Below are 24,155 nucleotides of genomic sequence, written 5' to 3' on the forward strand. Positions count from 1 at the left end.
ACCGTCCACGTCGCACCGCCCGCGCCTCAGGCCCGCGTCGCAACCGCCCGCGCCGCACCGCCCGCGTCGCACCGTCGCGTCAGACCGCCACGTACGCCACCGGGTCCGTCCCCGCCACCGGCTCCGCGCGGCCCAGTTTCACCAGGCGGCGGACGTGCGCCTCCGCCTCGCTGACGGCGATGTTGCGGGAGCCGTGCGGGATGCGGTCCCAGGGGCGGTTCCACTCCATCCGTTCGGCGAGCTGCCACGGGGTGAGCGGCGTCGCGAGGAGGGCGAGGAGTCCGGTGAGGCGCTCCTCGTGGTGGGCGAGCAGTTCGCGGACCCGGCCGCCCGCGTCGGCGAAGGCGTGCTGGTGGGCGGGGAGCACCTCGGCGACGCCGAGCCGGCCGATGCGTTCGAGGGAGTCCAGGTAGTCGCCGAGGGGGTCGGTGACCGTGGCGTCGTCCGGGTCCTCGTACAGGCCGATGTGCGGGCTGATGCCGGGCAGCAGGTGGTCTCCGGAGAAGAGCCGGCCGTGCCCGGGCAGCCCGGCCGGGTGGGCCTCCTCCAGGTGGAGACAGACGTGGCCGGGCGTGTGGCCGGGCGTCCACACCCCACGCAGGCGGCGCCCGGCGAGGTCGAGCAGCTCGCCGGGGACGATCTCCCGGTCGGGCAGGGCGGAGCGCAGCCCGGGCAGGGTCCGCATCCGCCCGCCGGCGGCGCGGGCGGCGAGCAGCGGGGCGGTGTGCTCGTCGGGGGCGCCGACGGCGGCGAGCTTGCGGGCCAGGTAGTCGAGCCAGGTGCCGGGCTCGGCCTCGCGGGTGCGGCGGACGACGGCGATGTCGGCGGCGTGCATGGCGATCCAGGCGCCGGACTCCTCCCGCACCCGGCCGGAGAGGCCGTGGTGGTCGGGATGGTGGTGGGTGACGACGACTCCGTGGACGTCCTGCACGCCGATGCCCAGTACGCCGAGTCCGGCGGTGAGTTCGGCCCACGAGCCGGGGTCGTCCCAGCCGGTGTCGACGAGGACGGGGCCGCGGTCGGTGTCGACGACGTGCACCAGGGTGTGGCCGAGGGGGTTGTCGGGAATGGGTACGCGCAGCGACCAGACGCCTCCGCCGTGGTCGGTCACCGTGTCGGTCAGCTGCGTCATGAGCACCCTCGTCTCTGCGTACCGATACGGCCGCCGTTCACTATAACGAGAACTGACGCTCCGTCAGAGTGCTGTGTGTCGCATTGTCTTCAGGCTGCCCGCCCCGCCGGTGCACGGTCATCACCCCCCGTCGCCCCCCGTTGCCCGGCAGGCTCGCCATCGCCCACCGCCCATCGCCCGCCGCCACCCGGCGTCGCCGCCGTCGCCCGGGGGTGCGGAAGTCTGGCCAAGCCAAACTAGAACTGGTATCAGTTCTGAAACACAGTCAGATATCGGAGTCGACGCGTCGTTCCGGGAGGCAGTCGGTCATGACCGAGCTTGTGGAGCACGGAAAGCTGTTCATCGGGGGCGAGTTGACCGACCCGCTCGGCAACGGGGTCATCGAGGTGATCTCGCCGCACACCGAGCAGGTCATCGGCCGCGTCCCGCACGCCGCCGAGGCGGACGTCGACCGGGCCGTCGCCGCCGCCCGACGGGCCTTCGACGAGGGGCCGTGGCCGCGGATGACGCTGGAGCAGCGGATCGAGGTCGTCGGGCGGATCAAGGACGCGATCGCCGTACGGCACGAGGAGATCGCCCGCTCCATCAGCTCCCAGAACGGCTCCCCCTACTCCTGGTCGGTGCTCGCCCAGGCGCTCGGCGCCATGATGGTCTGGGACTCGGCGATCACCGTCGCGCGGGAGTACGCGTACGAGGAGCGGCGCTCCGGCGTCCTCGGCCCGCTGCTCGTGCGGCGCGAGCCGGTCGGCGTCGTGGCGGCCGTCGTACCGTGGAACGTCCCGCAGTTCACCGCCGCCGCCAAGCTCGGCCCGGCCCTGCTCGCCGGCTGCACGGTGATCCTCAAGCCCTCGCCCGAGTCGCCCCTCGACTCGTACATCCTCGGCGGGATCGCGGCCGAGGCCGGGCTGCCGGAGGGCGTGCTGTCGATCCTGCCCGCCGACCGCGAGGTCAGCGAGTACCTGGTCGGGCACCCGGGGGTCGACAAGGTCTCCTTCACCGGTTCGGTCGCCGCCGGCAAGCGGGTCATGGAGGTCGCGTCCCGCAACCTCACCCGCGTCACCCTCGAACTCGGCGGCAAGTCCGCCGCCGTGATCCTGCCCGACGCCGACCTCGAGGCGGCCGTCGCCGGGATCGTCCCCGCCGCCTGGATGAACAACGGCCAGGCCTGCGTGGCCCAGACCCGCATCCTCGCGCCGCGCTCCCGGTACGAGGAGATCGCCGAGGCCTTCGCGGCGGCGGCCGGCGCGCTCGTGGTCGGTGACCCGCTCGACCCGGCCACCCAGGTCGGCCCGCTGGTCGCCCGGCGCCAGCAGCAGCGCTCCCTCGACTACATCGGCATCGGCCAGGCCGAGGGCGCCAAGGTCCTCACCGGCGGCGGCCGTCCGGCGGGCCTGGACCGCGGCTGGTACGTCGAGCCGACCCTCTTCGGCGGCGTCGACAACTCGATGCGGATCGCCCGCGAGGAGATCTTCGGCCCGGTCATCTGCCTCCTCCCGTACGGGGACGAGGGCGAGGCGCTGCGGATCGCCAACGACTCCGACTACGGCCTGTCCGGCAGCGTCTGGACCGGCGACGTCGAGCACGGCGTCGACTTCGCCCGCGGTGTCCGCACCGGCACCTTCAACGTCAACACCTTCAGCCTCGACATGCTCGGCCCCTTCGGCGGCTACAAGAGCTCCGGAGTGGGACGGGAGTTCGGCCCCGAGGGCCTCTCCGAGTACCTGGAGCACAAGATGATCCACCTGCCGGCCGGCTACGAGGGGCCCGGGGGCAACTGATGGGCGACCGTTGGCACGTGGAGGTCGACCGGGGCGTCTGCATCGGCTCCGGCATGTGCGTGAACCACGCCCCGGACGGCTTCCGCCTGGACTCGGCCCGCCAGTCCCACCCGCGCGACCCGGAGTCGGACGCCAACGAACGCGTCCTCGCGGCGGCGGAGGGCTGCCCGGTGGAGGCGATCTCGATCGCCCTGGCGGGCGGCGGCGAGCAGGTGTTCCCTCCCGAGGAGTAGCGGCCGGTCGGACCCGCGGCCCGCGGTGTGCGGAGTCACCCACGGGCCCGGACGCCGACGGGCGCACCGGTTCCCTTGTGCAAAACTACTCCCTTGGTCACGGGGGCAAGAGGCCTTCGTGCGCACGTATTTGGGAGTGTTGTGCGCAAGGCGACGTGGGTGGCTGCGGCTGCCGGTGTGGTGTTCCTGGTCGCGGGCTGCGGAAGCAACGGCGGTTCGGACAAGGGTGGTTCGTCCGCCACGACCGGCGGTTCGGCTTCGGCCGGTTCCGGCGGGGGCTCGGAGGCCGGGGGTGAGGACCTCACCGCCGACGCCGTGAAGACGGAGATCGAGACCGCGGCGACCGGTGCCGGCTTCGTCCAGGACGCCACCGGCGACCCGGTTCCGGCCGGTCTGGAGACGTGCATGGTCTCCTGGACCGCCGACGCCGAGAAGGCCGCCGACCCGAAGAAGTCGTACAACGACACGGTCGGGTCCCTGGGCAAGGGCGGCTGGAAGACCGGCCAGACCTTCTCCCAGGGCGGCTCCACCGTCCAGACCCTCACCAAGGGCACCTGGCAGCTGAAGGCCAGCGACCACAGCATGGGCGCGCTCAAGATGGTGATGTTCATCGCCAGCGACGCCACGCCCGAGTGCGAGGCGCTGTTCAAGGCAGACCTGGAGAAGAACAAGAAGTCGTGACGTCAGCCACGTCCTGACGTCAGCGGCGTCCGGCCCCCGCGCCGCGTCCGGCCCCCGCGCCGGGCGCGGCACCCGTACCGGCCCCGGGCGCGGCCCCCGGCGCGGTCAGCTCGATCAGCCGGCAGACCATCTCGATGTCGATCTTCACCTGTGCGATCGACGCCCGCCCCGACAGCCAGGTGATCAGCGCCGAGTGCCAGGTGTGCTCGATCACCCGCACCGCCGACAGCTGCTCCGGCGTCGGCTGCTCCGCCCCCATCGCGTCCAGGATGATCGCGGTCGTCAGCCGTGACACCGTGTCCACCTCGGGGCTCACGCTGCGGTCCGCGAAGGTCAGCGCCCGCACCATCGCGTCCGCGAGCTGCGGCTCGCGCTGCAGCGCCCGGAAGGCCCGCATCAGCGTCTCCGCGACCCGGTCCGCCGGCTCCGCGCCCGCCGGCGGACGCTTGCGCAGTGTCGTGTGCATGTGCTGGAGCTGGTCCTGCATGGTGGCGACCAGCAGATGGATCTTGGACGGGAAGTAGCGGTAGAGCGTGCCGAGCGCGACCCCGGCCGCCTCGGCGACCTCCCGCATCTGTACGGCGTCGAAACCGCCCCGCCCCGCGAGCTGCGCACTGGCGTGCAGGATGCGCCGGCGGCGTGCCTCCTGGCGCTCTGTCAGAGGCGGTGACGCAGGTCTGTCTTCCGCGGTCATGAGGTCCCGTTCCGTGCGGTGGCGGAGCGACAGTATGGCGGGGCTCCCGCCGTGGCGCGAATCACCTGTTCCGGATCTCGCGGCGGGGCTACCTGCCGGTAGATTCTGTGCTCCTTGAGGATCAAGAGCATGGTCAAGAAGATCATGAACGATCAAGTCTGTAACTTGTTCTAGATTAGCGCGGGCGGATACGCTCGCGCGAAAAGCACGCTCGAAGGGGGTCGCAATTGACCGCGGAGGCCATAGAGGCAAGCCCCCGACAGGGTGCCGGCCCAGGCGGTGACCGTCCGTTGCGGATCGCTCTCCTCACGTACAAGGGGAACCCGTTCTGCGGCGGTCAGGGCGTCTACGTCCGCCACCTCTCGCGCGAGCTCGCGCGCCTCGGCCACAGCGTCGAGGTCATCGGCTCCCAGCCGTACCCCGTCCTCGACGAGGCCGTCGACGGCGCGGACCTGAAGGGCCTCACGCTCACCGAGATCGCCAGCCTCGACCTCTACCGCCAGCCCGACCCCTTCCGCACGCCGAAGCGCGAGGAGTACCGGGACTGGATCGACGCCCTCGAGGTCGCCACCATGTGGACCGGCGGCTTCCCCGAGCCGCTCACCTTCTCCCTGCGGGCCCGGCGCATGCTCGCCGCCCGCCGCGGCGAGTTCGACGTCGTCCACGACAACCAGACCCTCGGCTACGGGCTCCTCGGCGGCCCCCGCGCGATCGGCGCGCCGCTGGTCACCACGATCCACCACCCCATCACCGTTGACCGGCAGCTCGAACTCGACGCCGCCGCCGACTGGAAGCGCCGCGCGTCCGTCCGCCGCTGGTACGCCTTCACCCGCATGCAGAAGCGGGTCGCCCGCCGGCTGCCGTCCGTCCTCACCGTCTCCGGCACCTCCCGTCAGGAGATCGTCGAGCACCTCGGCGTCCGCCAGGACCGCATCCGTGTCGTCCACATCGGCGCCGACACCGACCTGTGGTCACCGGACCCGTCCGTCGCCGAGGTCCCCGGCCGGATCGTCACCACCTCCAGCGCCGACGTCCCGCTCAAGGGCCTGGTCTTCCTGGTCGAGGCGCTCGCCAAGCTCCGCACCGAGCACCCCGCCGCGCACCTCGTCGTCGTCGGCAAGCGCGCCGAGGACGGGCCGGTCGCCCAGGCCATCGAGCGGTACGGACTCGAAGGCGCCGTCCAGTTCGTCAAGGGCGTCACGGACGCCGAGCTGGTCGACCTCTACCGCTCCGCCCAGGTCGCCTGCGTGCCCTCCCTCTACGAGGGCTTCTCGCTGCCCGCCGCGGAGGGCATGGCGACCGGCACGCCGCTCGTCGCCACCACCGGCGGGGCGATCCCCGAGGTCGCCGGGGCCGACGGCGAGACGTGTCTGGCGGTGCCCACGGGGGACGCGGGGGCGCTCGCGGTGGCCCTCGGCCGGATGCTGGGCGACCCCGACCTGCGGGCCCGACTCGGCGCGGCGGGCCGTGAGCGGGTCCTGGCCAACTTCACCTGGGCCCGTGCCGCCCAGGGGACCGCGGAGCTGTACCGCGAGGCGGTGGCCCGTCAGGGCGCCGGAGCCCGCCGGTGACGCTCAGCTCCGTGCGCCGGGCGCGGCCCGGTGGTGCGGTCGTGCCCACCCGTTCCGCCCCACCGGAACGACTGCCCGCAACCTCCGTCAACCCCGAAAGGCAGACCCCGTGCTGACCGTCGACTTCACCCGCTTCCCGCTCGCCCCCGGCGACCGCGTGCTCGATCTGGGCTGCGGTGGGGGCCGGCACGCCTTCGAGTGCTACCGGCGCGGCGCCCAGGTCGTCGCCCTCGACCAGAACGGCGAGGAGATCCGCGAGGTCGCCAAGTGGTTCGCCGCCATGAAGGAGGCCGGTGAGGCCCCGGCCGGCGCCAGCGCCACCGCCATGGAGGGCGACGCGCTCAACCTGCCCTTCCCCGACGAGTCCTTCGACGTCGTCATCATCTCGGAGGTCATGGAGCACATCCCGGACGACAAGGGCGTGCTCGCCGAGATGGTCCGGGTCCTGAAGCCGGGCGGCCGCATCGCCGTCACCGTGCCGCGCTACGGCCCCGAGAAGATCTGCTGGGCGCTCTCCGACGAGTACCACGAGGTCGAGGGCGGCCACATCCGCATCTACAAGGCGGACGAACTGCTCGCCAAGATGCGCGGGGCCGGCCTCAAGCCGTACGGCACGCACCACGCGCACGCGCTGCACGCCCCGTACTGGTGGCTCAAGTGCGCCTTCGGCGTGGACAACGACAAGGCGCTGCCGGTCCGCGCGTACCACAAGCTCCTCGTCTGGGACATCATGAAGAAGCCCGCCGTGACCCGGGTCGCCGAGCAGCTGCTCAACCCGGTCGTCGGCAAGAGCTTCGTGGCCTACGCGACCAAGCCCCACCTGCCGAAGGCCGACGCCCAGTGACCTCTCCCGAGCGGATGGCGGAACACCTCGTCCTGCCGGGGGTCCTGACCGCCGAGCAGGCCGCCGCCACGGTCGCCGGAATCCTCGCCGTGCAGCGCGAGGACGGCGCCATACCGTGGTTCCGGGGCCACCACCTCGACCCGTGGGACCACACCGAGGCCGCCATGGCCCTCGACACCGCGGGCGAGCACGAGGCCGCGGCCCGCGCCTACGCGTGGCTGGCCCGGCACCAGAACGGTGACGGCTCCTGGTACGCGGCCTACCACGACGGCGAACCCGAGAACGTCACCGACCGCGGCCTGGAGTCCAACTTCGTCGCGTACATCGCCGTCGGCGTCTGGCACCACTACCTGTCGACCGGCGACGACGCCTTCCTCGACCGCATGTGGCCCGTCGTCTACGCGGCGGTCGAGTTCGTCCTCGGCCTCCAGGAGCCCGGCGGCCAGATCGGCTGGAAGCGCGAGGCGGACGGCACGCCCGTCCGCGACGCGCTGCTGACCGGCAGCTCCTCCATCCACCAGGCGCTGCGCTGCGCCCTCGCCATCGCCGAGGCGCGCGAGGAGCCGCAGCCCGACTGGGAGCTGGCGGCCGGCGCGCTCGGCCACGCGATCCGCAGCCACCCCGAGCGTTTCCTCGACAAGTCCCGCTACTCGATGGACTGGTACTACCCGGTCCTCGGCGGCGCCGTCACCGGCCCCGCGGCCAAGGCCCGCATCGACGAGAAGTGGGACGACTTCGTCGTGCCGGGGCTCGGTGTGCGCTGCGTGCTGCCCAACCCCTGGGTCACGGGCGGCGAGAGCTGCGAACTCGCCCTCACGCTGTGGGCGATGGGGGAGTCGGACCGGGCGCTGGAGATCCTGAAGTCCGTCCGTCACCTGCGGGCCGAGAACGGCAACTACTGGACCGGCTACGTCTTCGAGGGCGACCGGGCCGTGTGGCCGGAGGAGCAGACCACCTGGACCGCCGGTTCGCTGCTGCTCGCGGTGGCGGCGCTCGGGGGTGACGAGGCGACGGTCGCGGTCTTCGGCGGCGAGCGTCTGCCGAGCGGTCTGGAGCCGGACTGCTGCGGTTGATTCGTGCCCGATGCACGTAAAACCGGCTGCTCAGCCCGCCCTAGGATGTGCACGTTCATGACTGGCATGGACATGCATAACAGGGGGAATCGGTCAAGATGGACCGTGCGGGGTCGGTCAAGGACCTTGCGGGCGAGCTGCTCGCGCTGAAGAAGGCGTCGGGAGCGAGCTTCGCCCAGCTCAGCGAGAAGACCCACTACGCCAAGTCGTCCTGGGAACGGTGGGTCAACGGAAAGCAGTTCCCGCCGCGCGACGCGGTCGAGAGCCTCGCGAAACTCTGCGAGACCGACCCGGCCCCCCTCCTCGCCCTCTGGGACGAGGAGGACGCCCGGCGCACGGCCCCCGGTGCGGAGGCGCCGCCGGCCGGGACGGACGAGGGCGCGGACGCGACGGCAGCCGAAGAGGCCGGCCCCGCACCCCGCCGCCGGCGCACCCTCTGGGGCGCTCTGGCGATCGCCGCGCTCCTGGTGGCGGGCGCCGTCACGTACGGCGTCGTCGCCCTGTCCGGCTCGGGCGAAGAGCCGGCCGCCCGCCCGAAGCCCACGGCGAAGGTCCCGGCGGCGCGGACCGGCTGCACGCTCACCGGTTGCGAGGGCCGCGACCCGAAGAAGATGAACTGCGGCGCCGACGCGGTCACCGTGCGCACCGGCTCCATCCCCAAGGACCTCGTCATCGAGCTCCGCTACAGCCGCGCCTGCAAGGCCGCCTGGGGGCGGATCTCCTTCGCCGAGGTCGGCGCCACCGTGGTCGTCAACAACTCGGACGGTGCCGCCCAGGCCGACGTCGTGCACTTCGACCGTGACGTCTACACGCCCCTGATCGCCGCCCCGGACGACAGCTCCGTCTGGGCCTGCGCGTCCCTGCCGAAGAGCGGAGAGCCCAGCTGCACGGGCGATTTCGTGCCGAGCCGGGAGAAGGCGCAGCAGCCGTAGCGGCCCGCCCGCCTTCCGGGGCGGGTGTCAGCCCTTGGCCGCCAGCACCTCGCGCGCCGCCCCGTCCTGACGGGCCAGCAGGGCCGTCCAGTCCTTGGCCACGGCCGGGTTGGCGTCCAGCCAGCGCTGCTGGACGGCGGCGAGCCGGGTGTACGCGACGGTGAGGTAGCCGGTCTCGCTCTTGCAGCGAAGATCCGCCTTCAGGATGTCCCGTCCGTTCAGTCGGGCCTTCTGGCTGGGCAGCGTCTTCAGCAGCACCTGCGGATCACGCTGCCCGGAGAAGCCGGCCCGTTCCATGCACTGCTGCCAACGCGCGGTCGCGTTGCGGAAAGCCGGGTCCTTCTCCACGTCCGTACGGGCCTGTTCCTGGCCCTCGAAGAGTTCGATGCGCACCTGGAGCCAGCGCAGCCGGCCGTCACCGAGGACCCGGGTCTCGGCCTCGGCGAGGCACCCGTTTCCGGGCCGGGACACGCTCATGCCGCGGGTTCCCTTGACCGTCACCCGCTTGCTCTCGTCGCCGAACAGGGCCTTCGCGTACGCCGGGGAGGCCTCGGGACTTCCGGGCTTCGGGGGCGTCTCACCGGCGAACGACGGTGTGGTCGTGGTCGCGGAAGGGGCGGTCTCCAGGCCGAAGGGCCGGGGCCGCTCGTCCTCGCCGGAGCCTGCCGGGGGAGTGGCCTTCGGAGCGTAGCGGAAACCCTTGCGGGCCATGCAGTCGATGGCGTGCCGCCGCTGGGCCTCGGCGCTGCGGGCCTGGACGGCGTCCCAGCTGAAGACCTTGTCGGTGACGGGCGGCAACTCGTGCAGCCGCTCGAGTCCCGCCGTCGTGGCGAGAGGCTCGTCGGACCGCGCGGGTGCGCCGCCGGCGGTGGCCAGCAGCGTTCCGCCGACGACGGCCGCTCCGCCCGTCAGGACTGCGGTGAGCGTGAGCAGGGCGCGGCGGGGACGTCGGGTCCCGGGCATGGTGACGGATGCCTTTCGTCGGTGTACGAGGAGCGGGGGAGAGGGACGTGGCCCGGTGCACCCCTGTAGCACCGGGCCACGTTCACGCGCGAGGCGCTCGGACCGGCAGGTGCCGGATCAGAAGCATTTGATCGTCGTCGACGGGCGCAGCAGGAGAGAGCTGGCCTGGGCCTCCTGCCAGCTCTCGAGGCCGCCGTACCAGATCTGGCTGCCGGGGTTCACGCAGAACAGCAGGCCCCCCTTGTAGTCGATGTCGCGGTAGTAGTGGCTCTCGTAGCCGCCCGTGCTCGAGTTGCTGGCGGCGCGGACGTTGTCGTTGACGTTCTCGTCGCTGCCCGGCTCGGGGCGGGCGGCGTCGAAGTAGTCGTTGGTGAAGTCGCGGTCGCTGTTGTAATAGTCGTGCTGGCCGCTGTCGCCGATCGTGGCCCAGTACACGCAGTGGTAGCCGGCGCCGCACATGTAGCCGGCCGACGCCGAGGTCGCGGCGGCGACGCCACCGCCGACGAGCAGCGCGGTGGAGACGGCCACGGCCGCCGCCCTCTTGCGGAGCCCCATGCTCATGCTCATTCCGTTCCTTGTCTCTCGACAGTGCGTACGCCATCGCACGCGTGCGTCAGACTCACATCCACCGCACGCCCGCGTATTGGAGAAAACCGCAGTGGTCCGAAGCGCCGTCAGCCCGCGATCCAGGCGCTCGACGTCGCCCGGTCCGCGAGGAAGCGCCCCGGCGCCAGTCCCGTCATCGACGTGAACTCGCGGCTCAGATGGGACTGGTCGTAGAAGCCGCACCGCGCGGCCGTGTCGGCGGCCCCCGTGCCCGCCGTGAGTTCGCGGATCGCCCGGTTCAGGCGCAGGATCCGGGCCAGCCGCTTCGGTGTGAGGCCGATCTCTGTGCGGAAGCGGGCCTCCAGGTGCCGCAGGCTCCAGCCGGTGGCGGCGGCGACCTCACGGATCGGCAGGGTGCCGGCGGACCGCTCCAGGAGGTGCCACGCCTCCAGGACGGGAGACGCAGGACCGGCGGTGCCCTCGGCCGTCCAGCGCAGCAGCGTCTCGTCGAGGAGCGCGAAGCGCTCGGGCCAGGCGGCGGCCGCTGCCAGCCGCTCGGCCAGGTCCCGGGCACGGGGGCCCAGGACGTCCGCCGGATCGGTCAGGGTGTCGGCGAGCTCGGCGAGGGAGGCGGCGCCGAAGAGCCGATGGGCCGCCCACGGCGCCAGGGTGAGCTCCACCCCGTGCACGTCACCGCCGTGTTCCAGCACCCGGGAGCGGGTGTGGAGACCCGACACCAGCGAGGCGTGCCGACCGGCGCCCCCGCGGACCCGCATCTCGCCGCCGAAGCCGATGAGCAGCGACACCCGCCCGCTCGGCACCACGAGCCGCTCCTGCCGCACGCCCGCCGTCGAGCGGAACCCGCGATACGTGCCGACGCCCGCCCGCAGCCGGGCGTCCGGCCTCCCGTAGAACCACTGACACCGACCGCCACCAGTACACACACGGCCTCTGACCATCGCTCTTCGAACCTCCCGCGCCCGGATCCGTCCCGGGCCGGTGATCCACTGTCGGACGCGTCCCCAGCGGAGGCCAGGGGCGTCGGCGTCCCAGGGACGCCGTGGGACGTCCCACGGCTCTGACCTGCGGAGATGACGGGAACGAGGGACGGTGGAACCCGTACGGACTCACTGCGCTGGCGCACTCCCGCGCCCCGGGCGAGGCTGGCGCCACCGTCCCCGGAGCAGTCTCCGGGGCTCCAGGGAGGTCCCACCGTGCCCAGCCTCGTACGCGCGCGTCGCGCCGTCGTCGCCCTGTTCCTCTCCGGCGCGCTGCTCGTGACGACCGCGGCCTGCGGCGGCGACAGCTCGCAGAGCATGACGACGAGCTCGGACAGCACCCCGACGGCCTCGGCGAGCTTCGAGCGGCAGAAGCTGGCCAAGACCCGGTTCGTCGCCAACGCGGGGCTGGCGGCGGGCGCCACGTACCAGTGGATCATCAAGCCGTACCGCGAGGGCAAGTTCAAGAAGGGCGCGGACGGGCGGACCTTCGCTCTGGTCAAGGCGGGCCTCGCGGGTGCCTTCACCTACAACCGGCTCAAGGCGGCCGTGAACAACGCCAAGGGCGATCCGTTGCTCTCCAAGGCGGTGGCGCCGCTCACGGCGGGCATCGAGTCTTTGAAGGAGCTCGGGACGAAGCTCCGCAAGGGCGAGGCGACCGCCGGCGACGTCGGGGCCTTCGAGAACGTGATCACCGGCATCAAGGACGCGGGGAAGAGCGCGGGCGCCGAGGTCGTCGACAAGGTGCCGAGCGCGGCGCAGCTCGGCGGCGGCTGACCCGCCGCGCGGGCTGATGCCGCGAGAGCCGATCGCGGCGGCGGCCGATCGCTACGAAGGCCGACCGTCGCGGCGGCCGATCGCCGTCGTCAGGCGACGAGCTCCGCGAGCGTACGGAGCGTGGCGGGGTCCGGTGCGGTGACCAGGAGGTCCGTCACGGGGCCCTTCCGCCATTCCGTCAGGCGTTCGGCGATCCGCTCCCTCGGCCCGACGAGGGAGATCTCGTCGGCGAACGCGTCCGGCACGGCGAGCACCGCCTCCTCGCGCCGCCCGGCGGCGAACAGCTCCTGGATGTGCCGGGCCTCGGACTCGTAGCCCATGCGTGCCATGAGGTCGGCGTGGAAGTTGCGGGCCGCGTGCCCCATGCCGCCGATGTAGAAGCCGAGCATCGCCTTGACGGGCAGCAGCCCCGCGGCGACGTCGTCGCACACCTGGGCGCGGACCATCGGCGCGACCAGGAAGCCCTCGGGCAGGGCGTCGGGGAGGGCGTAGACCTCGGCCCAGCGGGTCGGCGACCAGTAGAGCGGCAGCCAGCCGTCGGCGATGCGGAGGGTCTGCGCGATGTTCTTGGGGCCCTCGGCGCCGAGGAGGAGGGGCAGATCGGCGCGCAGCGGGTGGGTGATCGGCTTCAGCGGTCTGCCGAGGCCGGTGCCGTCGGGGCCGGTGTACGGGTGGGGGTGGTAGCGCCCGTCGAGCGCGACCGGCCCCTCGCGGCGCAGCACCTGCCGGATCACGTCCACGTACTCGCGGGTCGCCGTGAGGGGCGAGCGCGGGAACGGGCGCCCGTACCAGCCCTCGACGACCTGCGGCCCGGACAGCCCGAGCCCGAGCATCATCCGGCCGCCGGAGAGGTGGTCGAGGGTGAGCGCGTGCATGGCGGTGGCGGTCGGCGTGCGGGCCGCCATCTGCGCGACGCCCGTGCCGAGCCGGATCCGGGAGGTGTGGGCGGCGATCCAGGTGAGCGCGGTGAAGGCGTCGGAGCCCCAGGCCTCGGCGGTCCACACGGAGTGGTAGCCGAGCCGCTCGGCCTCGCGGGCGAGGTCGAGGTGGGCGGGGGAGGGGCCGCGGCCCCAGTAGCCGAGGGCGAGTCCGAGTCGCATGCCGTGCAGCCTTTCTGACGAGATGTCAGTTACGACAGGCTGGGACTGTACGGCAACGGCCCCCCGCCCGGAAGGGATCCGGGCGGGGGGCCGTCGGGAAGAGCGCGCGTCCTGCGGATCAGCCGCGCTGGATGCCGGTGGTGTCCTGGAGGACACCGCGGCGGCCGTCCTGGGTCTGCGCGACCAGGGCCTGACCCCGCTGCTCGACCGCCAGGTACCAGGTGCCGGGCGCCAGCTCGGCGATCGGCGCGGCGGAGCCGTCCTCGCCGTACAGCGGGCGGGCCACCGGAACGGCGAACCAGAACGGAGTGAAGTCCCCGGCCGGCGCCGGGGCGGCCTGCGCGGTCTGCGGCTGGGCGTCGTGCGGGGCGTGCGGCTGCTGGGCCTGCTGCGGCTGGCCGCCGTAGGGCTGGCCGCCGAGCGACGGGTCGGGCTGGGCGCCGTACGGCTGCTGCTGGGCGCCCGGGTAGCCGTAACCGCCGGGGACGCCCGGCTGGCCCGGCTGCATGCCGTACGGCTGCGGGGTCTGCGGCTTCGGGGCCCCGAGGAGCGGGCCCTGCAGGGCCGGGACCAGCGGGCCGGCCACCGCGGCGGCGGCCAGGACCAGCGCGGCGATGAGGCCGAGGATCAGACCGGCGCCGGCGTTCGCCGCCTCGAAGACCCACATCAGCAGGGTCCAGGCGGAGGCGATGGCGAACGCGGCGCCCACCTGGCCGAGGTCGAGGCCGACGACCTTGCGCGGCTGGGGCAGCGCGCGCGAGGCGACCACGAGCGCGGCGCCGGCGATGCCCAGGAAGAAGGACCCCCAGCCGAGCGGCGACATCTCCCACGAGTACGCCGAGTCGACCTGGTCACAGATGTTGGCCGGCGCGTCGCAGCCGGAGATGCCGAGGAACGAGGCGATGAACAGCACCACCGCCGCGCCGATCAGCACGCCATCGCCTCGGGTGAGGGAGCGGATATTCACGTAAGAGTCCTTCGTCGGGTCGTCTCGTCGGGGTGGCGCGAAGCACGGGGGCGGCCCCATCGTACGGAGCGAATCTATCGTTCGCCCGATCGCCGCTCGGTCCGACCCCTTGCCTACCCCTTGAGGTAGGCGCCGATGCCGTTCGCGATCCCCTGTGCCGCCTTCTGGCGCCACGTGGCGTCGGTCAGGAGCGCGGCGTCCTTCGGATCACGCATATTGCCGCATTCGAGGAACACCTTGGGGACGGTTGAGAGATTGAGTCCCCCGAGATCGTCACGCACGTCCAACCCGGTGCCGGATCCGATGTAGTTGGCGGGTTTTGAGCCGGTCGCGCGGGCGAACTGTGTGACGAGTTTCTCGCCGAGGGTACGGGAGGGGCCCATGATCTTCGCGGTGTCGGCGGAGCCGCCGCTCACCCGCGCCGGCAGGATGACGTGGAAGCCCCGGTTCCCGGCCGCCGAGCCGTCCGCGTGCACGGACACGACGGCGTCGGCCCTCGCGCCGTTGCCGATCCGGGCCCGCTCGTCGATGCACGGCCCGTAGGGGCGCTCGGCGTCGTGGACGAGCACCACCTTCGCGCCCTGCTTCTTGAGGAGATCGCGAAGGCGGTGTGAAACATCGAGGGTGAAGGCCGCCTCGGTGTAGCCCGCGTTCGTGGAGGTGCCGGTGGTGTCGCACTCCTTGCGGTTCGTTCCGATATCGACCTTCTTGTTGATTTCCGTTGAATGCCGGAAATTACCCGGATTGTGCCCGGGGTCGATGACGATCGTCCGCCCGGCGAGCGGCAGCCCGCCGGTGCGTACGGCGCTCGGGCTCGCGCCGGTCGTCGCGGCCGGGCTCGGGAGGGCGTTCGAGGCGGTGGCCTTGGCGTCCGCGGTACGGGAGGACTGGGGGACCGCCTCACCGGCGCAGCCCGTCAGGGCGAGCGGCAGGGCGAGGGCGGCGAGGAGCTTCCGGTGGGCGTACGGCACCCCGCGACTGTAGGCGTTCCGCGGCGCGAATGCGCGCAGCGGAGCCGTGAACGCGGAACGTGTGTGAGGGGACGGTGAAGGGTAAGTCGGAGGCACCGTCGCGACGACCAGAGGGGGATCGGTGTCGGGGGAACACGAGAATCGCACCAACGATCCACGCAATCCATCGCCTTGGGAGTGGACCGGCCCCGGGGCGCAGGGGAGCGGTACGCAGGGATCCGGCCCGCCCGGGTCGGGTACGGCGGGGTCTGCCATGCCCGGGTCGGGTACGGCGGGGGGAGACGCGCAGGCACCGACGCCCGGAGGTCCGGCGCCCGGAGGTCCGGCGCCCGCGGGCCCGACGGCCGAGGTTCCCGTTTCCCCGGGGCGGCCGCCCGGGGAGCCGACTCCAGCCGGCCCGCCTCCGCCGCCCGCGCACCCGCCCGTCCACGACGCGGTGCCGACCGGCCCCGCACCCGCGCCCGATCCGGTGCCGGGATTCGGACCCGCGCCCGGATTCGGGCCCGCCCAAGGATCCCAAGGATTCGCGGGCGCGCAGGGATTCGGACCGCCGCCGCCCGGACCCGTACCCGCACCCGCGCCGCCGCCCGGACCGGCGAACCCGGCACAGGCCGCCGCCGTAGGCCTCCTGAACCTGTCCTGCCTGGGACTGGGCTACGTCCTGCTCAAGCACGGGAAGTCCGCGGCCGTCTGCTGGGTCGCCACCGTGGCGCTGCTCGTCGTCGCGCTGCCCGCCGACCCGGACGGCGTCCCGCTCTGGGCGCTCCTCGCCTACGGCCTCTTCCTGCTCGCCGTCGCGGCCGACGGCGCGCGGCGCGGTCTGCGCGCCGCACCCGAGACCCTCGCCCTGCCGGGCCGGCGCGGCCTGGTGCTGCCCGCCGCGCTCGCGCTGCTGCTCGTCGTCCCCGGCGGCGGCACCTTCGCCTACGGCGCGGCGCGCGACGAGGCCGTCGAACGGTTGCTCCTCGACCGGCTGGCCGCCGCCGACGCCCAGGTGAAGCAGAGCGAGGGCCAGTCCTTCACGAGCGTCGAGTCGACCTACGAGCGGGCCCTCGCCACCTACCAGGACCTCGGCACGAAGCACGCCGGCTCGCGGGCGGGCAAGCAGGTGCCGGACCGGCTGGCCACGTACTACAGGACCGTCGCGGCGCCGTACGACAAGAAGGACTACTGCTCCGCCGTCCCCGCCCTCGAGCACCTGCGGGCACTGCCCGACGCCGTCGACCGCGAGCTGCTGGGCAGCCTCGTCGGCAAGGCCGACGAACCGCTCGCCGAGTCGTTGTTCGAGTGCGGGACGAAGACGATCGGCTCGGCCGGCCAGGAGACCTCGTCGGGCGACCACCTGAACGCCCTGCTCAGCACCTTCCCGCAGTCACCGTTCACGCAGAAGGTCGAGCCGACGCTCCGCGAGGGCCTGCGCACCCGCGACAAGGCGCTGGCCACCGCGCCCTGTGACGGGATCGCCGAGCTGCGCCGCTTCGACACGACGGTGGGTCTGCTGCCGAACGCGACCTTCGCGCCCCTCGGGGCGGACACGAAGCGCGCGATCCAGCGGGGCGACTTCGCCTGCGGGATCGACCACTTCAAGAAGAAGGAGTACAGCGAGGCCGTCTCGACGATGGACGACTACGTCAAGGCGTATCCGTCGAGCCCGCAGACCGCGCAGGCCCGCAACGTCGCCATCGCCGCCGAGATCGCCCAGGAGAGCCCGGCCGCCGGCAACAGGGTTCCCTCGGGTGCCACGGCGAACGGATCCGGCATGGTCATGGTCGTCAGCAACGACGGCCCGGGCGAGGTCGAACTCCTCTACACGGGCCCGGTGACCGGCCGCATCACGATCCCGGCCTGCGCCGGCTGCCGGACGTACTCGACGCTCATCATCCCCAAGGGCGGCGGCCCCAAGCCCTGTTCCGGCCCGTCGTCGAAGTACCCGAAGCGGACCCTGGCACTGCCCCCGGGCAACTACCAGATGCTGCAGAAGCGGGACGGGACGGGCTCCTCGGCGGGCATGAAGAAGCCGAGTACGGCCAAGATCGAGTCCGGCTACAGCTACACCAACTGCCTCTACGTGACCTCGGGGTTCTAGGGGGCGTCGGAAGCACGCTCCAGTTCGGCGAGGGTGGCCCGGAGCCACGCCAGCTCCGCCTCGGTGGTGGCCCGGGCCACGGTCAGCACGCCGCGCCGGAAGGGGTCGTCCAACTCCTCGGCGCGCAGCGGCCGGTCGCCGTCGTAGAAGAAGCTCGCGGGCTCCTCCAGGAACTGCAGCCTGCGCCGCAGCACCCCGGCCTGAGCGGCCGGGTCGTCGAGGTGGCGCAGGAAGGTCAGCAGGGCGAACCAGCGGTTCTCGTCCGTGATGTCCGTGCCCTCGGGCTCGGCGAGCCGCCGGCGCAGTTCCAGCCTGCCGGCGGCGGTGAGGCTGAGGACGTGCCGGGGCGCGGCGGCCGGCCCCTGCTGGGTCTCGCGCACGAGGAGGCCGGCCTTCTCCAGCCGCTTGATCGCGGGGTACAGAGTGGACTCGCCGACCGGGCGCACGTGGCCGGTGAGGGCGGTGATGCGCTTGCGCAGCTCGTAGCCGTGCAGCGGGGCTTCGTAGAGGAATCCGAGGATCGACAGTTCCAGCACGGGGACATTCTCCCGCATCAGCCATGCCTCTCGTAGTACCTCGTTGACGTAGTACTACGTTGTCGATGTATGGTCGGGGTGTCGGTGGCCCCGAGCGCGGATGCGCGGGGTCCGGGCGGCCGCGTGCGCGGCCGGCGAACGGCCCCACGGGGGCGGACGGGGGAGTGGGCGGTGCGTGAGGCACGAATCGACGCGCGGGGCAGCGTGGTCCGGTGGACCGAGGCGCCCGGAGACGGGCCGGCGACGGTGTTCGTGCACGGCCTGGGCGCCGCCTCGACCGTCTACCACGCCCACATCGCCGCCCGCCCCGAGCTGGCGGGCCGCCGGGTCCTCTTCGTGGACCTGCCGGGCCACGGCATCAGCGACCGGCCCGCGGACTTCGGCTACACCCTGGAGGACCACGCGGACGCGCTGGCCGCCGTGCTCGACGCGTCGGGAGTGCGCGGAGGCGTCCTCGCGGGGCACAGCATGGGTGGCGCGGTGGTCATCGTCCTCGCGGACCGCAGGCCCGACCTCGTGTCCCGCCTGGTCGTCACCGAGGCCAACCTCGACCCGTTCCCGCATCCCGGGGCGGGCAGCAGGGGCATCGCCTCGTACACGGAGGACGAGTTCGTCCGGGGCGACGGTTTCGCCCGGGTGCTGGAGCGCGTCGGGCCCACCTGGGCGGCGACCATGCGCCTCGCGGACCCGCTGGCGCTGCACCGTACGGCCACCCACCTGGTCCGGGGCACCGAACCCGCCATGCGGGAACTGCTGATCCGGAACACGCGCGTCGAGCGCGTCTACCTCCAGGGCGAGCTGAGCGGCGAACTGCCCGGAGCCGACGGCCTCAGGGCCGCCGGCGTGGAGGTGGTGAACGTCCCCGGCGCCGGGCACAACATCATGTTCGACGACCCCGACGCCTTCACGCGCGCGGTCGCGGGCACGGGGACGGCGCCCGCCTAGGCGGCCGTGCGGCGCAGCACCCGCATCGAGTCGGTGACGGAGATCTCCTCGAAGTCGCCGGACTCCAGGGCGCGCCGGTAGATGCGGTACGGGGCCTGGCCGCCGTCCTCCGGGTTCGGGAAGACGTCGTGGATGACGAGGACGCCCCCGGGAGCGACCTTGAGGGCCCAGCCCTCGTAGTCGTTGGTGGCGTGCTCGTCGGTGTGCCCGCCGTCGATGAACACGAAGCCGAGCTGCCCGGCCCACACCTTCGCGACCTGCGGGGACCGTCCGACGACCGCGATCACGTGGTCTTCCAGACCGGCCTTGCGGAGGGTGCGCCGGAACGTCGGCAGGGTGTCCATGACACCGACCTCAGGGTCGACCACGGTCGGGTCGTGGTACTCCCACCCCGGCTGCTGCTCCTCGCTGCCCCGGTGGTGGTCCACGGTGACGGCGACCGTCCCGGCCGCGCGGGCCACATCCGCGAGCAGGATCGTCGAGCGCCCGCAGTACGTACCGACCTCCAGCAGCGGCAGCCCGAGCTCCGCGGCCCCGGCGGCGGCCTCGTACAGTGCGAGCCCTTCCTTCACCGGCATGAATCCCTTCGCGGCCTCGAAGGCGGCAAGGATCTCGGGAGTGGGCTCGACGGCGGCCATGGGCGGATCTCCTACTGGCTGGTACGGGTGTACGGGCGCCCATCGTGCCCTACGCGTCGCACGCGAACCACACCGTCTTCCCGTCGGCGCTCTCCGCGCCCCCAGCGGTCGGTCTTCCCCGTGCCGGTATCCGCGCGCGGCGGTCATGTCGCCGCCCGTCCGCAAGAGATCGGGAAACGCACCGTCAGTTACGCTCGACCGCAGGCCGCGACCCTCTCCCGAGAGGACTCGGCGGCGCTGATCACCCGCGTGACGGAGGAACGGTTTGGGCAGCAGCCAGGTCTCGCGGTGGCGTACGTCCCCCCGCCCGGCCGCCTTCGCGGCCTTCGGGACGGCCGCGGCCGAGGGCCGCACCGGGCGCTGAGCGCCGTGGCCACGCTCGTCGGGATGGTCGTCCTCGCCGTGGCCCTGCCGGCCTGGGCGGGGATCGCCGTCGTCGGATGGGTGCGGCGCCGCAGGGGTGACCGGCACCGGCCGGTCCGTACCGCGCCCTCACCCGCCGGACTCGCCGCCTGGACCGCCGTGCTCGCGCTCGCCGCGGGCGGCGCGGTGCACCTCTACGGGCTGTCGTACCTCCCCTTCCTCTTCCCCGAGGACGCGTGCTGGTTCAACGCCGGGGTGAAGGCCTCGCCCGACTCCTCCGGTGCGCTGCCCGTCAGCCTGGTGTGCGACGGCGTCGAGGTCGTCCCGGCCTGGCTCAATCCGACGCTCCTCGTGCTCGCGGTCACCGCGGTCGTGGCGACGGCCGCGGCCGTGGTCCTCGGAGTGCGCGCACGGGGCGCGCGTCGGGTGGCCCGATGAGTGGGCCGCCGACCCCGTTCGACCCCGAGGTGGCGGCGGTCCTCGCCGGCTCGGAGCGCGCCGGCAGGGAGCCCATGACGCCGGAGAACCTGGCGGAGCGGCAGCGGCGGGACGCCGCTTCCCGGCCCCGGCCCTCGGTCGACGTGCTGCGGGACGGCGGCCGGTTCGAGGTGGCCGGGCTGCGGGTGCCGGGGCCGCCGGGCGGGCCGGACCTGACGCTGGTGAGCGCGCGGCCGGCCGGGGTCGAGGAGCCCCTGCCGCTGCTGTACTACCTGCACGGCGGCGCGATGGTCATGGGGAACGCGTGGTCCGTCCTGCCGACGGTGCTGCGTGAGTGGGCCGAGCCGCTGGGCCTCGCCGTCCTCTCCGTCGAGTACCGGCTCGCGCCCCGGGCGCGCTACCCGGAACCGCTGGAGGACTGCTACGCCGGGCTCGCCTGGGCGGCCGGTCACGCGGCCGAACTCCGCGTCGACCCCGACCGTGTCGTGATCGGCGGCAAGAGCGCCGGCGGCGGGCTCGCCGCGGCCCTCGCCCTGCTGGCCCGGGACCGCGGCGGCCCCGGCGTGCTGGGGCAACTACTCCTCTCCCCGATGCTCGACGACCGCTGCGACACGTACTCCGCCCGTCAGATGTCGGGCGTCGACGTGTGGGACCTCACCTCGCACGAGACCGCCTGGCGGGCGTACCTCGGGGAGCGGCACGGATCGGCCGACCTGCCGCCGTACGCGGCCCCCGCCCGCGCCACCGACCTGTCCGGGCTGCCCCCGGCCTACCTCGAGGTCGGGTCGGCCGAGATGTTCCGGGACGAGGGCGTGGCCTACGCGAACGCCCTCTGGCGGGCCGGCGGCCGGGCCGAACTCCATGTCTGGCCCGGAGCCTGCCACGGCTTCGACGGCCTGGCCCGCCACGCGGCCGTCACCCGGGACGCCCGCGCCGCCCGCACCCGGTGGCTCCGCCGCCTGCTGCTCACTCCGGCCGACTAGCCACCGCAGGTCCGCCCGGCTCCGTCGCTCCAGCCGGTCCCGCCAGGACCGCCCGCAGCCGCTGCACCCCCGCCTTCCACTCGGTGCCGTCCGACTCCTCCCACAGCTCAAGGAGTTCGGAGTCCGGGCCGAGCACCCGGTCGAGGGCGGCGACGGCCGCCGGCCGGAGCTCGACCGGGAGCGGCGGTACGGCCTCGTCCGGGCCGTACGAGGTGGTGACCGGGTCGCCGCCGGGGCACTGCGCGGCGACGAGGGCCGCCGCCGCGACGGCCTTGGCCGCGAAGTCCGAGTCGAGGAAGTCCTCGCCGGTCTCGGTCACCTCGCGGAACGCCGCCAGCAGCACCTCCGCCTTCCTGTCCCCCTGAGCCTCGTCGACCGCGTACGTGAAGTCGGCGGCGGCGTCGTTGTCGAAGGGGCCGATGTCCCAGGTGCCCATGGTGTGCTCGCTTCCTGACTGGCTCTCGGGCGTTCACCCTTTCCGGCATCGTGTCAGGAGCCACTGACAACGGCCTCCGTCGCGGCCCGGAGAAGGCGAGGGCTGCGGCCCCGGAGGTCCGGAACGCGGCGTCCGTGAGGCCGGCCGAAGAATCCGCGTCCGCATCCGCAACGCTTCTGACCTTCCGTCAGATTGGAACGTGTTCTAGTCTGCCGTGCCATGGGCATCGCCATCACGCACGAACAGCGGGAGCTCGCCCGATCCGTCCGCGGCTGGCTCACCCGCGCCGTACCGCCGGAAGCCGTACGGAAGCTGCTCGACGCACCGGACGCCGGCCGCCCGGCCCACTGGGACGGGGCCGCCCGGCAGGGCCTGCTCGGGATCCATCTGCCGGAGGAGTGCGGCGGCGGGGGCGGCGACCTCGTCGACCTGGCCGTCGTCCTGGAGGAGGCCGGGCGGGCGCTGCTGCCCGGGCCCTACCTGCCGAGCGTGCTCGCCGCCGAGCTGCTGCACCGCGCGGGGCGGGGCGAGGAGGCCGCCGCCGTCGCCGCGGGCGAGCGGATCGCGGCCGTCGCGCTCGGCCCGGGCACGCTGACCGCGCTCCGCACCGACGGGGGGTACGTGCTCGACGGCGCCGCCCCACCCGTCCTCGGCGGCGCCGGGGCCGAGCTGCTGGTCCTCGCCGCCGCCACCGCCGACGGCACCGTCTGGCTCGCGGTGGACGCCGACACCCTCGCCGTGCGCCCGCACGACAGCGCCGACCCCACCCGGCCGACCGCCGAGGTCACCGCCGCCGACGTCCTCGTGCCCGCCGGGCGCCACCTGGACGCCCTCAACTCCGTCCTCGTCCGCGACCTCGCCGCCGTCCTCCTCGCCGCCGACGCCTGCGGCACCGCCGCCCGCGCCGTCGAGGTCGCCGCTGAACACGCCCGCACCCGCGTGCAGTTCGGCAAGCCCATCGGTCAGTTCCAGGGCGTCAAACACCTGTGCGCCGACATGCTCGTCCGCCTCGAACAGGCCCGCGCCCTCACCTGGGACGCGGCGCGCGCCGCCCGCGAGGCCACCCCCGACGTACGGGCGCTGACCGCCGCCCTCGCCGCCGCGACCGCCCTGGACACCGCCTACGGCTGCGCCAAGGACTGCATCCAGATCCTCGGCGGCATCGGCTTCACCTGGGAGCACGACGCCCACCTCCACCTGCGCCGCGCCCTCGTCGCCCGCCAGCTCCTCGGCACCGGCGACACCCACCGCGCCACCGCCGTACGCCACGCCGCCGGCGGCACCCGTCGCGAACTGCACCTCGAACTGCCCGAGGAAGCGGCGGAGTTCCGCGCGGCAGCCCGCGAGGCACTCGCTCCCGCCGCCGGCCTCGACCCGTCCGCCGCCCGTCGCGCGCTCGCCGGCACCGGCTACGCCGCGCCGCACCTCCCGGAGCCGTACGGACTCGGTGCCGGGCCGGTGCAACAGCTCGCCGTGCAGCGGGAGATGCAGGCACTGGGCATCGTGCTCAGTCCGCTGTCCATCGCCACCTGGGTGATCCCCTCCCTCCTCGCGTACGGGACCCCGGAGCAGCGGGAGCGCCACCTCGGCCCCACCCTGCGCGGCGAACAGCAGTGGTGCCAGCTCTTCTCCGAGCCCGAGGCCGGCTCGGACCTGGCCTCGCTCCGCACGCGGGCCGAGCGGACGGACGACGGAACGGGCTGGCGGATCAACGGCCAGAAGGTGTGGACGAGCGCCGCCCAATGGGCCGACCACGGCATCCTGCTCGCTCGCACGGACCCCGACGCGCCCAAGCATCGCGGCCTCACCTACTTCGTCGTCGACATGAAGAACACCCCCGGCATCGACATCCGCCCGCTCAAGGAGATCACCGGGGAGTCCCTCTTCAACGAGGTGTGGTTCGACGACGCCGTCCTGCCCGCCGACGCGGTCGTCGGCGACGTGGACGACGGTTGGCGGGTCGCCCGCAACACCCTGGGCAACGAACGCGTCCACATGGCCGACCAGGTCGCCTTCGACACCGGCCTCGAAGCGCTCATCGACGCCGCCGTGACGGCCGACAGCTCCGTACGCGTCCGGATCGGCGCCCTCCTCGCGGAGGCGCACGCCCTCGCCTGCATCGGCCTGCGGACCACCCTCCTCCAGGTGTCCGGACTCGAACCGGGCCCGGGTGCGAGCGTCCGCAAGCTCGTCCAGACCCTGCACCAGCAGAAGGTCGCCGAGCTCGCCCTCGAACTCCTCGGCCCGGCGGGCGCGGTGGGGGAGGGGCCGGGGCGCCGGGCCGTGCACGGACTGCTGATGTCGCGCTGCCTGACGATCGCGGGCGGAACGACCCAGGTACAGCTGAACGTGGTGGCCGAGCGCCTGCTCGGCCTCCCGAGGGATTGACCGGAGAGCGACCGGAGAGCGACCGGAGAGCGACCGGTGACCGACCGGTGACCGACCGGTGACCGACCGGTGACCGACCGGA

24 protein-coding genes are annotated in these 24,155 nt (G+C 73.3%); 13 read left to right on the forward strand and 11 right to left on the reverse strand.

What is annotated here, in order from left to right; all coding sequences use genetic code 11:
* Nucleotides 1–79: 79 nt before the first annotated feature.
* Nucleotides 80–1,132, reverse strand: coding sequence for an MBL fold metallo-hydrolase (locus AB0M16_RS13645; protein ID WP_365342196.1), 1,053 nt, complete (start codon nt 1,130–1,132; stop codon nt 80–82).
* A gap of 308 nt (nt 1,133–1,440) precedes the next feature.
* Between AB0M16_RS13645 and AB0M16_RS13650 the strand changes: the two genes are divergently transcribed.
* The 3 genes from AB0M16_RS13650 (at nt 1,441) to AB0M16_RS13660 (ending at nt 3,824) form a co-directional block, all read left to right on the forward strand.
* A complete protein-coding gene (locus tag AB0M16_RS13650; RefSeq protein ID WP_365342198.1) occupies nt 1,441–2,910 on the forward strand; it encodes an aldehyde dehydrogenase in 1,470 nt (489 codons plus the stop codon).
* Nucleotides 2,910–3,143 carry a ferredoxin gene (locus AB0M16_RS13655; protein WP_365342200.1) on the forward strand — a complete coding sequence of 78 codons (234 nt, stop codon included), beginning with the start codon at nt 2,910–2,912 and terminating at the stop codon, nt 3,141–3,143. The genes AB0M16_RS13650 and AB0M16_RS13655 overlap by 1 nt, the downstream gene beginning before the upstream one ends.
* A 159-nt stretch (nt 3,144–3,302) precedes the next feature.
* A complete protein-coding gene (locus AB0M16_RS13660; protein WP_365342202.1) occupies nt 3,303–3,824 on the forward strand; it encodes a hypothetical protein in 522 nt (173 codons plus the stop codon).
* Between the two features lie 19 nt (nt 3,825–3,843).
* On the opposite strand, the gene AB0M16_RS13665 is transcribed toward AB0M16_RS13660, so the two are convergent.
* Nucleotides 3,844–4,518, reverse strand: coding sequence for a TetR family transcriptional regulator (locus tag AB0M16_RS13665; RefSeq protein WP_365342204.1), 675 nt, complete (start codon nt 4,516–4,518; stop codon nt 3,844–3,846).
* Between the two features lie 227 nt (nt 4,519–4,745).
* Here AB0M16_RS13665 and AB0M16_RS13670 point away from each other — a divergent pair, with 227 nt between their 5' ends.
* The 4 genes from AB0M16_RS13670 (at nt 4,746) to AB0M16_RS13685 (ending at nt 8,938) form a co-directional block, all read left to right on the forward strand.
* Nucleotides 4,746–6,089: a glycosyltransferase family 4 protein gene (locus AB0M16_RS13670; protein WP_365342206.1), complete on the forward strand. Its 1,344-nt coding sequence runs from the start codon at nt 4,746–4,748 to the stop codon at nt 6,087–6,089.
* Between the two features lie 109 nt (nt 6,090–6,198).
* Nucleotides 6,199–6,933 (forward strand): class I SAM-dependent methyltransferase, encoded by a 735-nt coding sequence (locus tag AB0M16_RS13675; protein ID WP_365342208.1) that lies wholly within the window; start codon nt 6,199–6,201, stop codon nt 6,931–6,933.
* The gene (locus AB0M16_RS13680) at nt 6,930–8,006 is read left to right on the forward strand and encodes a prenyltransferase (protein ID WP_365342210.1); all 1,077 of its coding nucleotides are present in this window, start codon (nt 6,930–6,932) and stop codon (nt 8,004–8,006) included. The genes AB0M16_RS13675 and AB0M16_RS13680 overlap by 4 nt, the downstream gene beginning before the upstream one ends.
* Nucleotides 8,007–8,104: 98 nt before the next feature.
* Nucleotides 8,105–8,938 carry a DUF2690 domain-containing protein gene (locus AB0M16_RS13685; protein WP_365342212.1) on the forward strand — a complete coding sequence of 278 codons (834 nt, stop codon included), beginning with the start codon at nt 8,105–8,107 and terminating at the stop codon, nt 8,936–8,938.
* A 27-nt stretch (nt 8,939–8,965) separates the two neighbouring features.
* On the opposite strand, the gene AB0M16_RS13690 is transcribed toward AB0M16_RS13685, so the two are convergent.
* From AB0M16_RS13690 to AB0M16_RS13700, 3 genes are all read right to left on the reverse strand, one after another.
* Nucleotides 8,966–9,901, reverse strand: coding sequence for a hypothetical protein (locus tag AB0M16_RS13690; protein WP_365342214.1), 936 nt, complete (start codon nt 9,899–9,901; stop codon nt 8,966–8,968).
* Nucleotides 9,902–10,018: 117 nt separating this feature from the next.
* Entirely contained in the window at nt 10,019–10,462 is a 444-nt protein-coding gene (locus tag AB0M16_RS13695; RefSeq protein WP_365342216.1) for a hypothetical protein, read from the reverse strand.
* Nucleotides 10,463–10,575: 113 nt separating this feature from the next.
* The gene (locus AB0M16_RS13700) at nt 10,576–11,271 is read right to left on the reverse strand and encodes a helix-turn-helix domain-containing protein (protein WP_365342218.1); all 696 of its coding nucleotides are present in this window, start codon (nt 11,269–11,271) and stop codon (nt 10,576–10,578) included.
* A gap of 390 nt (nt 11,272–11,661) precedes the next feature.
* On the opposite strand from AB0M16_RS13700, the gene AB0M16_RS13705 reads away from it, so the two are divergent.
* Nucleotides 11,662–12,222 carry a hypothetical protein gene (locus AB0M16_RS13705; RefSeq protein WP_365342220.1) on the forward strand — a complete coding sequence of 187 codons (561 nt, stop codon included), beginning with the start codon at nt 11,662–11,664 and terminating at the stop codon, nt 12,220–12,222.
* 89 nt (nt 12,223–12,311) lie between these two features.
* Here the strand turns inward: AB0M16_RS13705 and AB0M16_RS13710 are convergent, their stop codons facing one another.
* The 3 genes from AB0M16_RS13710 to AB0M16_RS13720 all read right to left on the reverse strand — a co-directional run bounded on the left by AB0M16_RS13710 (nt 12,312) and on the right by AB0M16_RS13720 (nt 15,260).
* Nucleotides 12,312–13,322: an LLM class F420-dependent oxidoreductase gene (locus AB0M16_RS13710; protein WP_365342222.1), complete on the reverse strand. Its 1,011-nt coding sequence runs from the start codon at nt 13,320–13,322 to the stop codon at nt 12,312–12,314.
* A gap of 118 nt (nt 13,323–13,440) precedes the next feature.
* Complete coding sequence (locus AB0M16_RS13715) at nt 13,441–14,289, reverse strand: hypothetical protein (RefSeq protein ID WP_365342224.1); 849 nt, start codon at nt 14,287–14,289, stop codon at nt 13,441–13,443.
* A gap of 113 nt (nt 14,290–14,402) precedes the next feature.
* Nucleotides 14,403–15,260: an N-acetylmuramoyl-L-alanine amidase gene (locus AB0M16_RS13720; protein WP_365342226.1), complete on the reverse strand. Its 858-nt coding sequence runs from the start codon at nt 15,258–15,260 to the stop codon at nt 14,403–14,405.
* 469 nt (nt 15,261–15,729) lie between these two features.
* Here AB0M16_RS13720 and AB0M16_RS13725 point away from each other — a divergent pair, with 469 nt between their 5' ends.
* Nucleotides 15,730–17,346, forward strand: a complete 1,617-nt coding sequence (locus tag AB0M16_RS13725) for a hypothetical protein (protein ID WP_365342228.1) — start codon at nt 15,730–15,732, stop codon at nt 17,344–17,346.
* Here the strand turns inward: AB0M16_RS13725 and AB0M16_RS13730 are convergent.
* Nucleotides 17,343–17,882, reverse strand: coding sequence for a PadR family transcriptional regulator (locus AB0M16_RS13730; protein ID WP_365342230.1), 540 nt, complete (start codon nt 17,880–17,882; stop codon nt 17,343–17,345). The two genes, AB0M16_RS13725 and AB0M16_RS13730, sit on opposite strands and share 4 nt — an antisense overlap.
* Nucleotides 17,883–18,053: 171 nt before the next feature.
* Here AB0M16_RS13730 and AB0M16_RS13735 point away from each other — a divergent pair, with 171 nt between their 5' ends.
* Complete coding sequence (locus AB0M16_RS13735) at nt 18,054–18,827, forward strand: alpha/beta hydrolase (RefSeq protein WP_365342233.1); 774 nt, start codon at nt 18,054–18,056, stop codon at nt 18,825–18,827.
* Here the strand turns inward: AB0M16_RS13735 and AB0M16_RS13740 are convergent.
* On the reverse strand, nt 18,824–19,465 hold the full coding sequence (locus AB0M16_RS13740; RefSeq protein ID WP_365342235.1) for a class I SAM-dependent methyltransferase: 642 nt from the start codon (nt 19,463–19,465) through the stop codon (nt 18,824–18,826). The genes AB0M16_RS13735 and AB0M16_RS13740 overlap by 4 nt on opposite strands.
* Nucleotides 19,466–19,834: 369 nt before the next feature.
* On the opposite strand from AB0M16_RS13740, the gene AB0M16_RS13745 reads away from it, so the two are divergent.
* Entirely contained in the window at nt 19,835–20,266 is a 432-nt protein-coding gene (locus AB0M16_RS13745; protein ID WP_365342237.1) for a hypothetical protein, read from the forward strand.
* Nucleotides 20,263–21,249, forward strand: a complete 987-nt coding sequence (locus tag AB0M16_RS13750; protein WP_365342239.1) for an alpha/beta hydrolase — start codon at nt 20,263–20,265, stop codon at nt 21,247–21,249. Before AB0M16_RS13745 ends, AB0M16_RS13750 begins: the two co-directional genes overlap by 4 nt.
* Here AB0M16_RS13750 and AB0M16_RS13755 read toward each other — a convergent pair.
* Entirely contained in the window at nt 21,233–21,685 is a 453-nt protein-coding gene (locus AB0M16_RS13755) for a DUF4259 domain-containing protein (RefSeq protein WP_365342241.1), read from the reverse strand. The genes AB0M16_RS13750 and AB0M16_RS13755 overlap by 17 nt on opposite strands.
* A gap of 219 nt (nt 21,686–21,904) precedes the next feature.
* On the opposite strand from AB0M16_RS13755, the gene AB0M16_RS13760 reads away from it, so the two are divergent.
* A complete protein-coding gene (locus tag AB0M16_RS13760) occupies nt 21,905–24,073 on the forward strand; it encodes an acyl-CoA dehydrogenase (protein ID WP_365342243.1) in 2,169 nt (722 codons plus the stop codon).
* The last annotated feature ends 82 nt before the right edge of the window (nt 24,074–24,155 follow it).

Source organism: Streptomyces sp. NPDC051921, from assembly GCF_040680975.1.
Classification (GTDB): Bacteria; Actinomycetota; Actinomycetes; order Streptomycetales; family Streptomycetaceae; genus Streptomyces.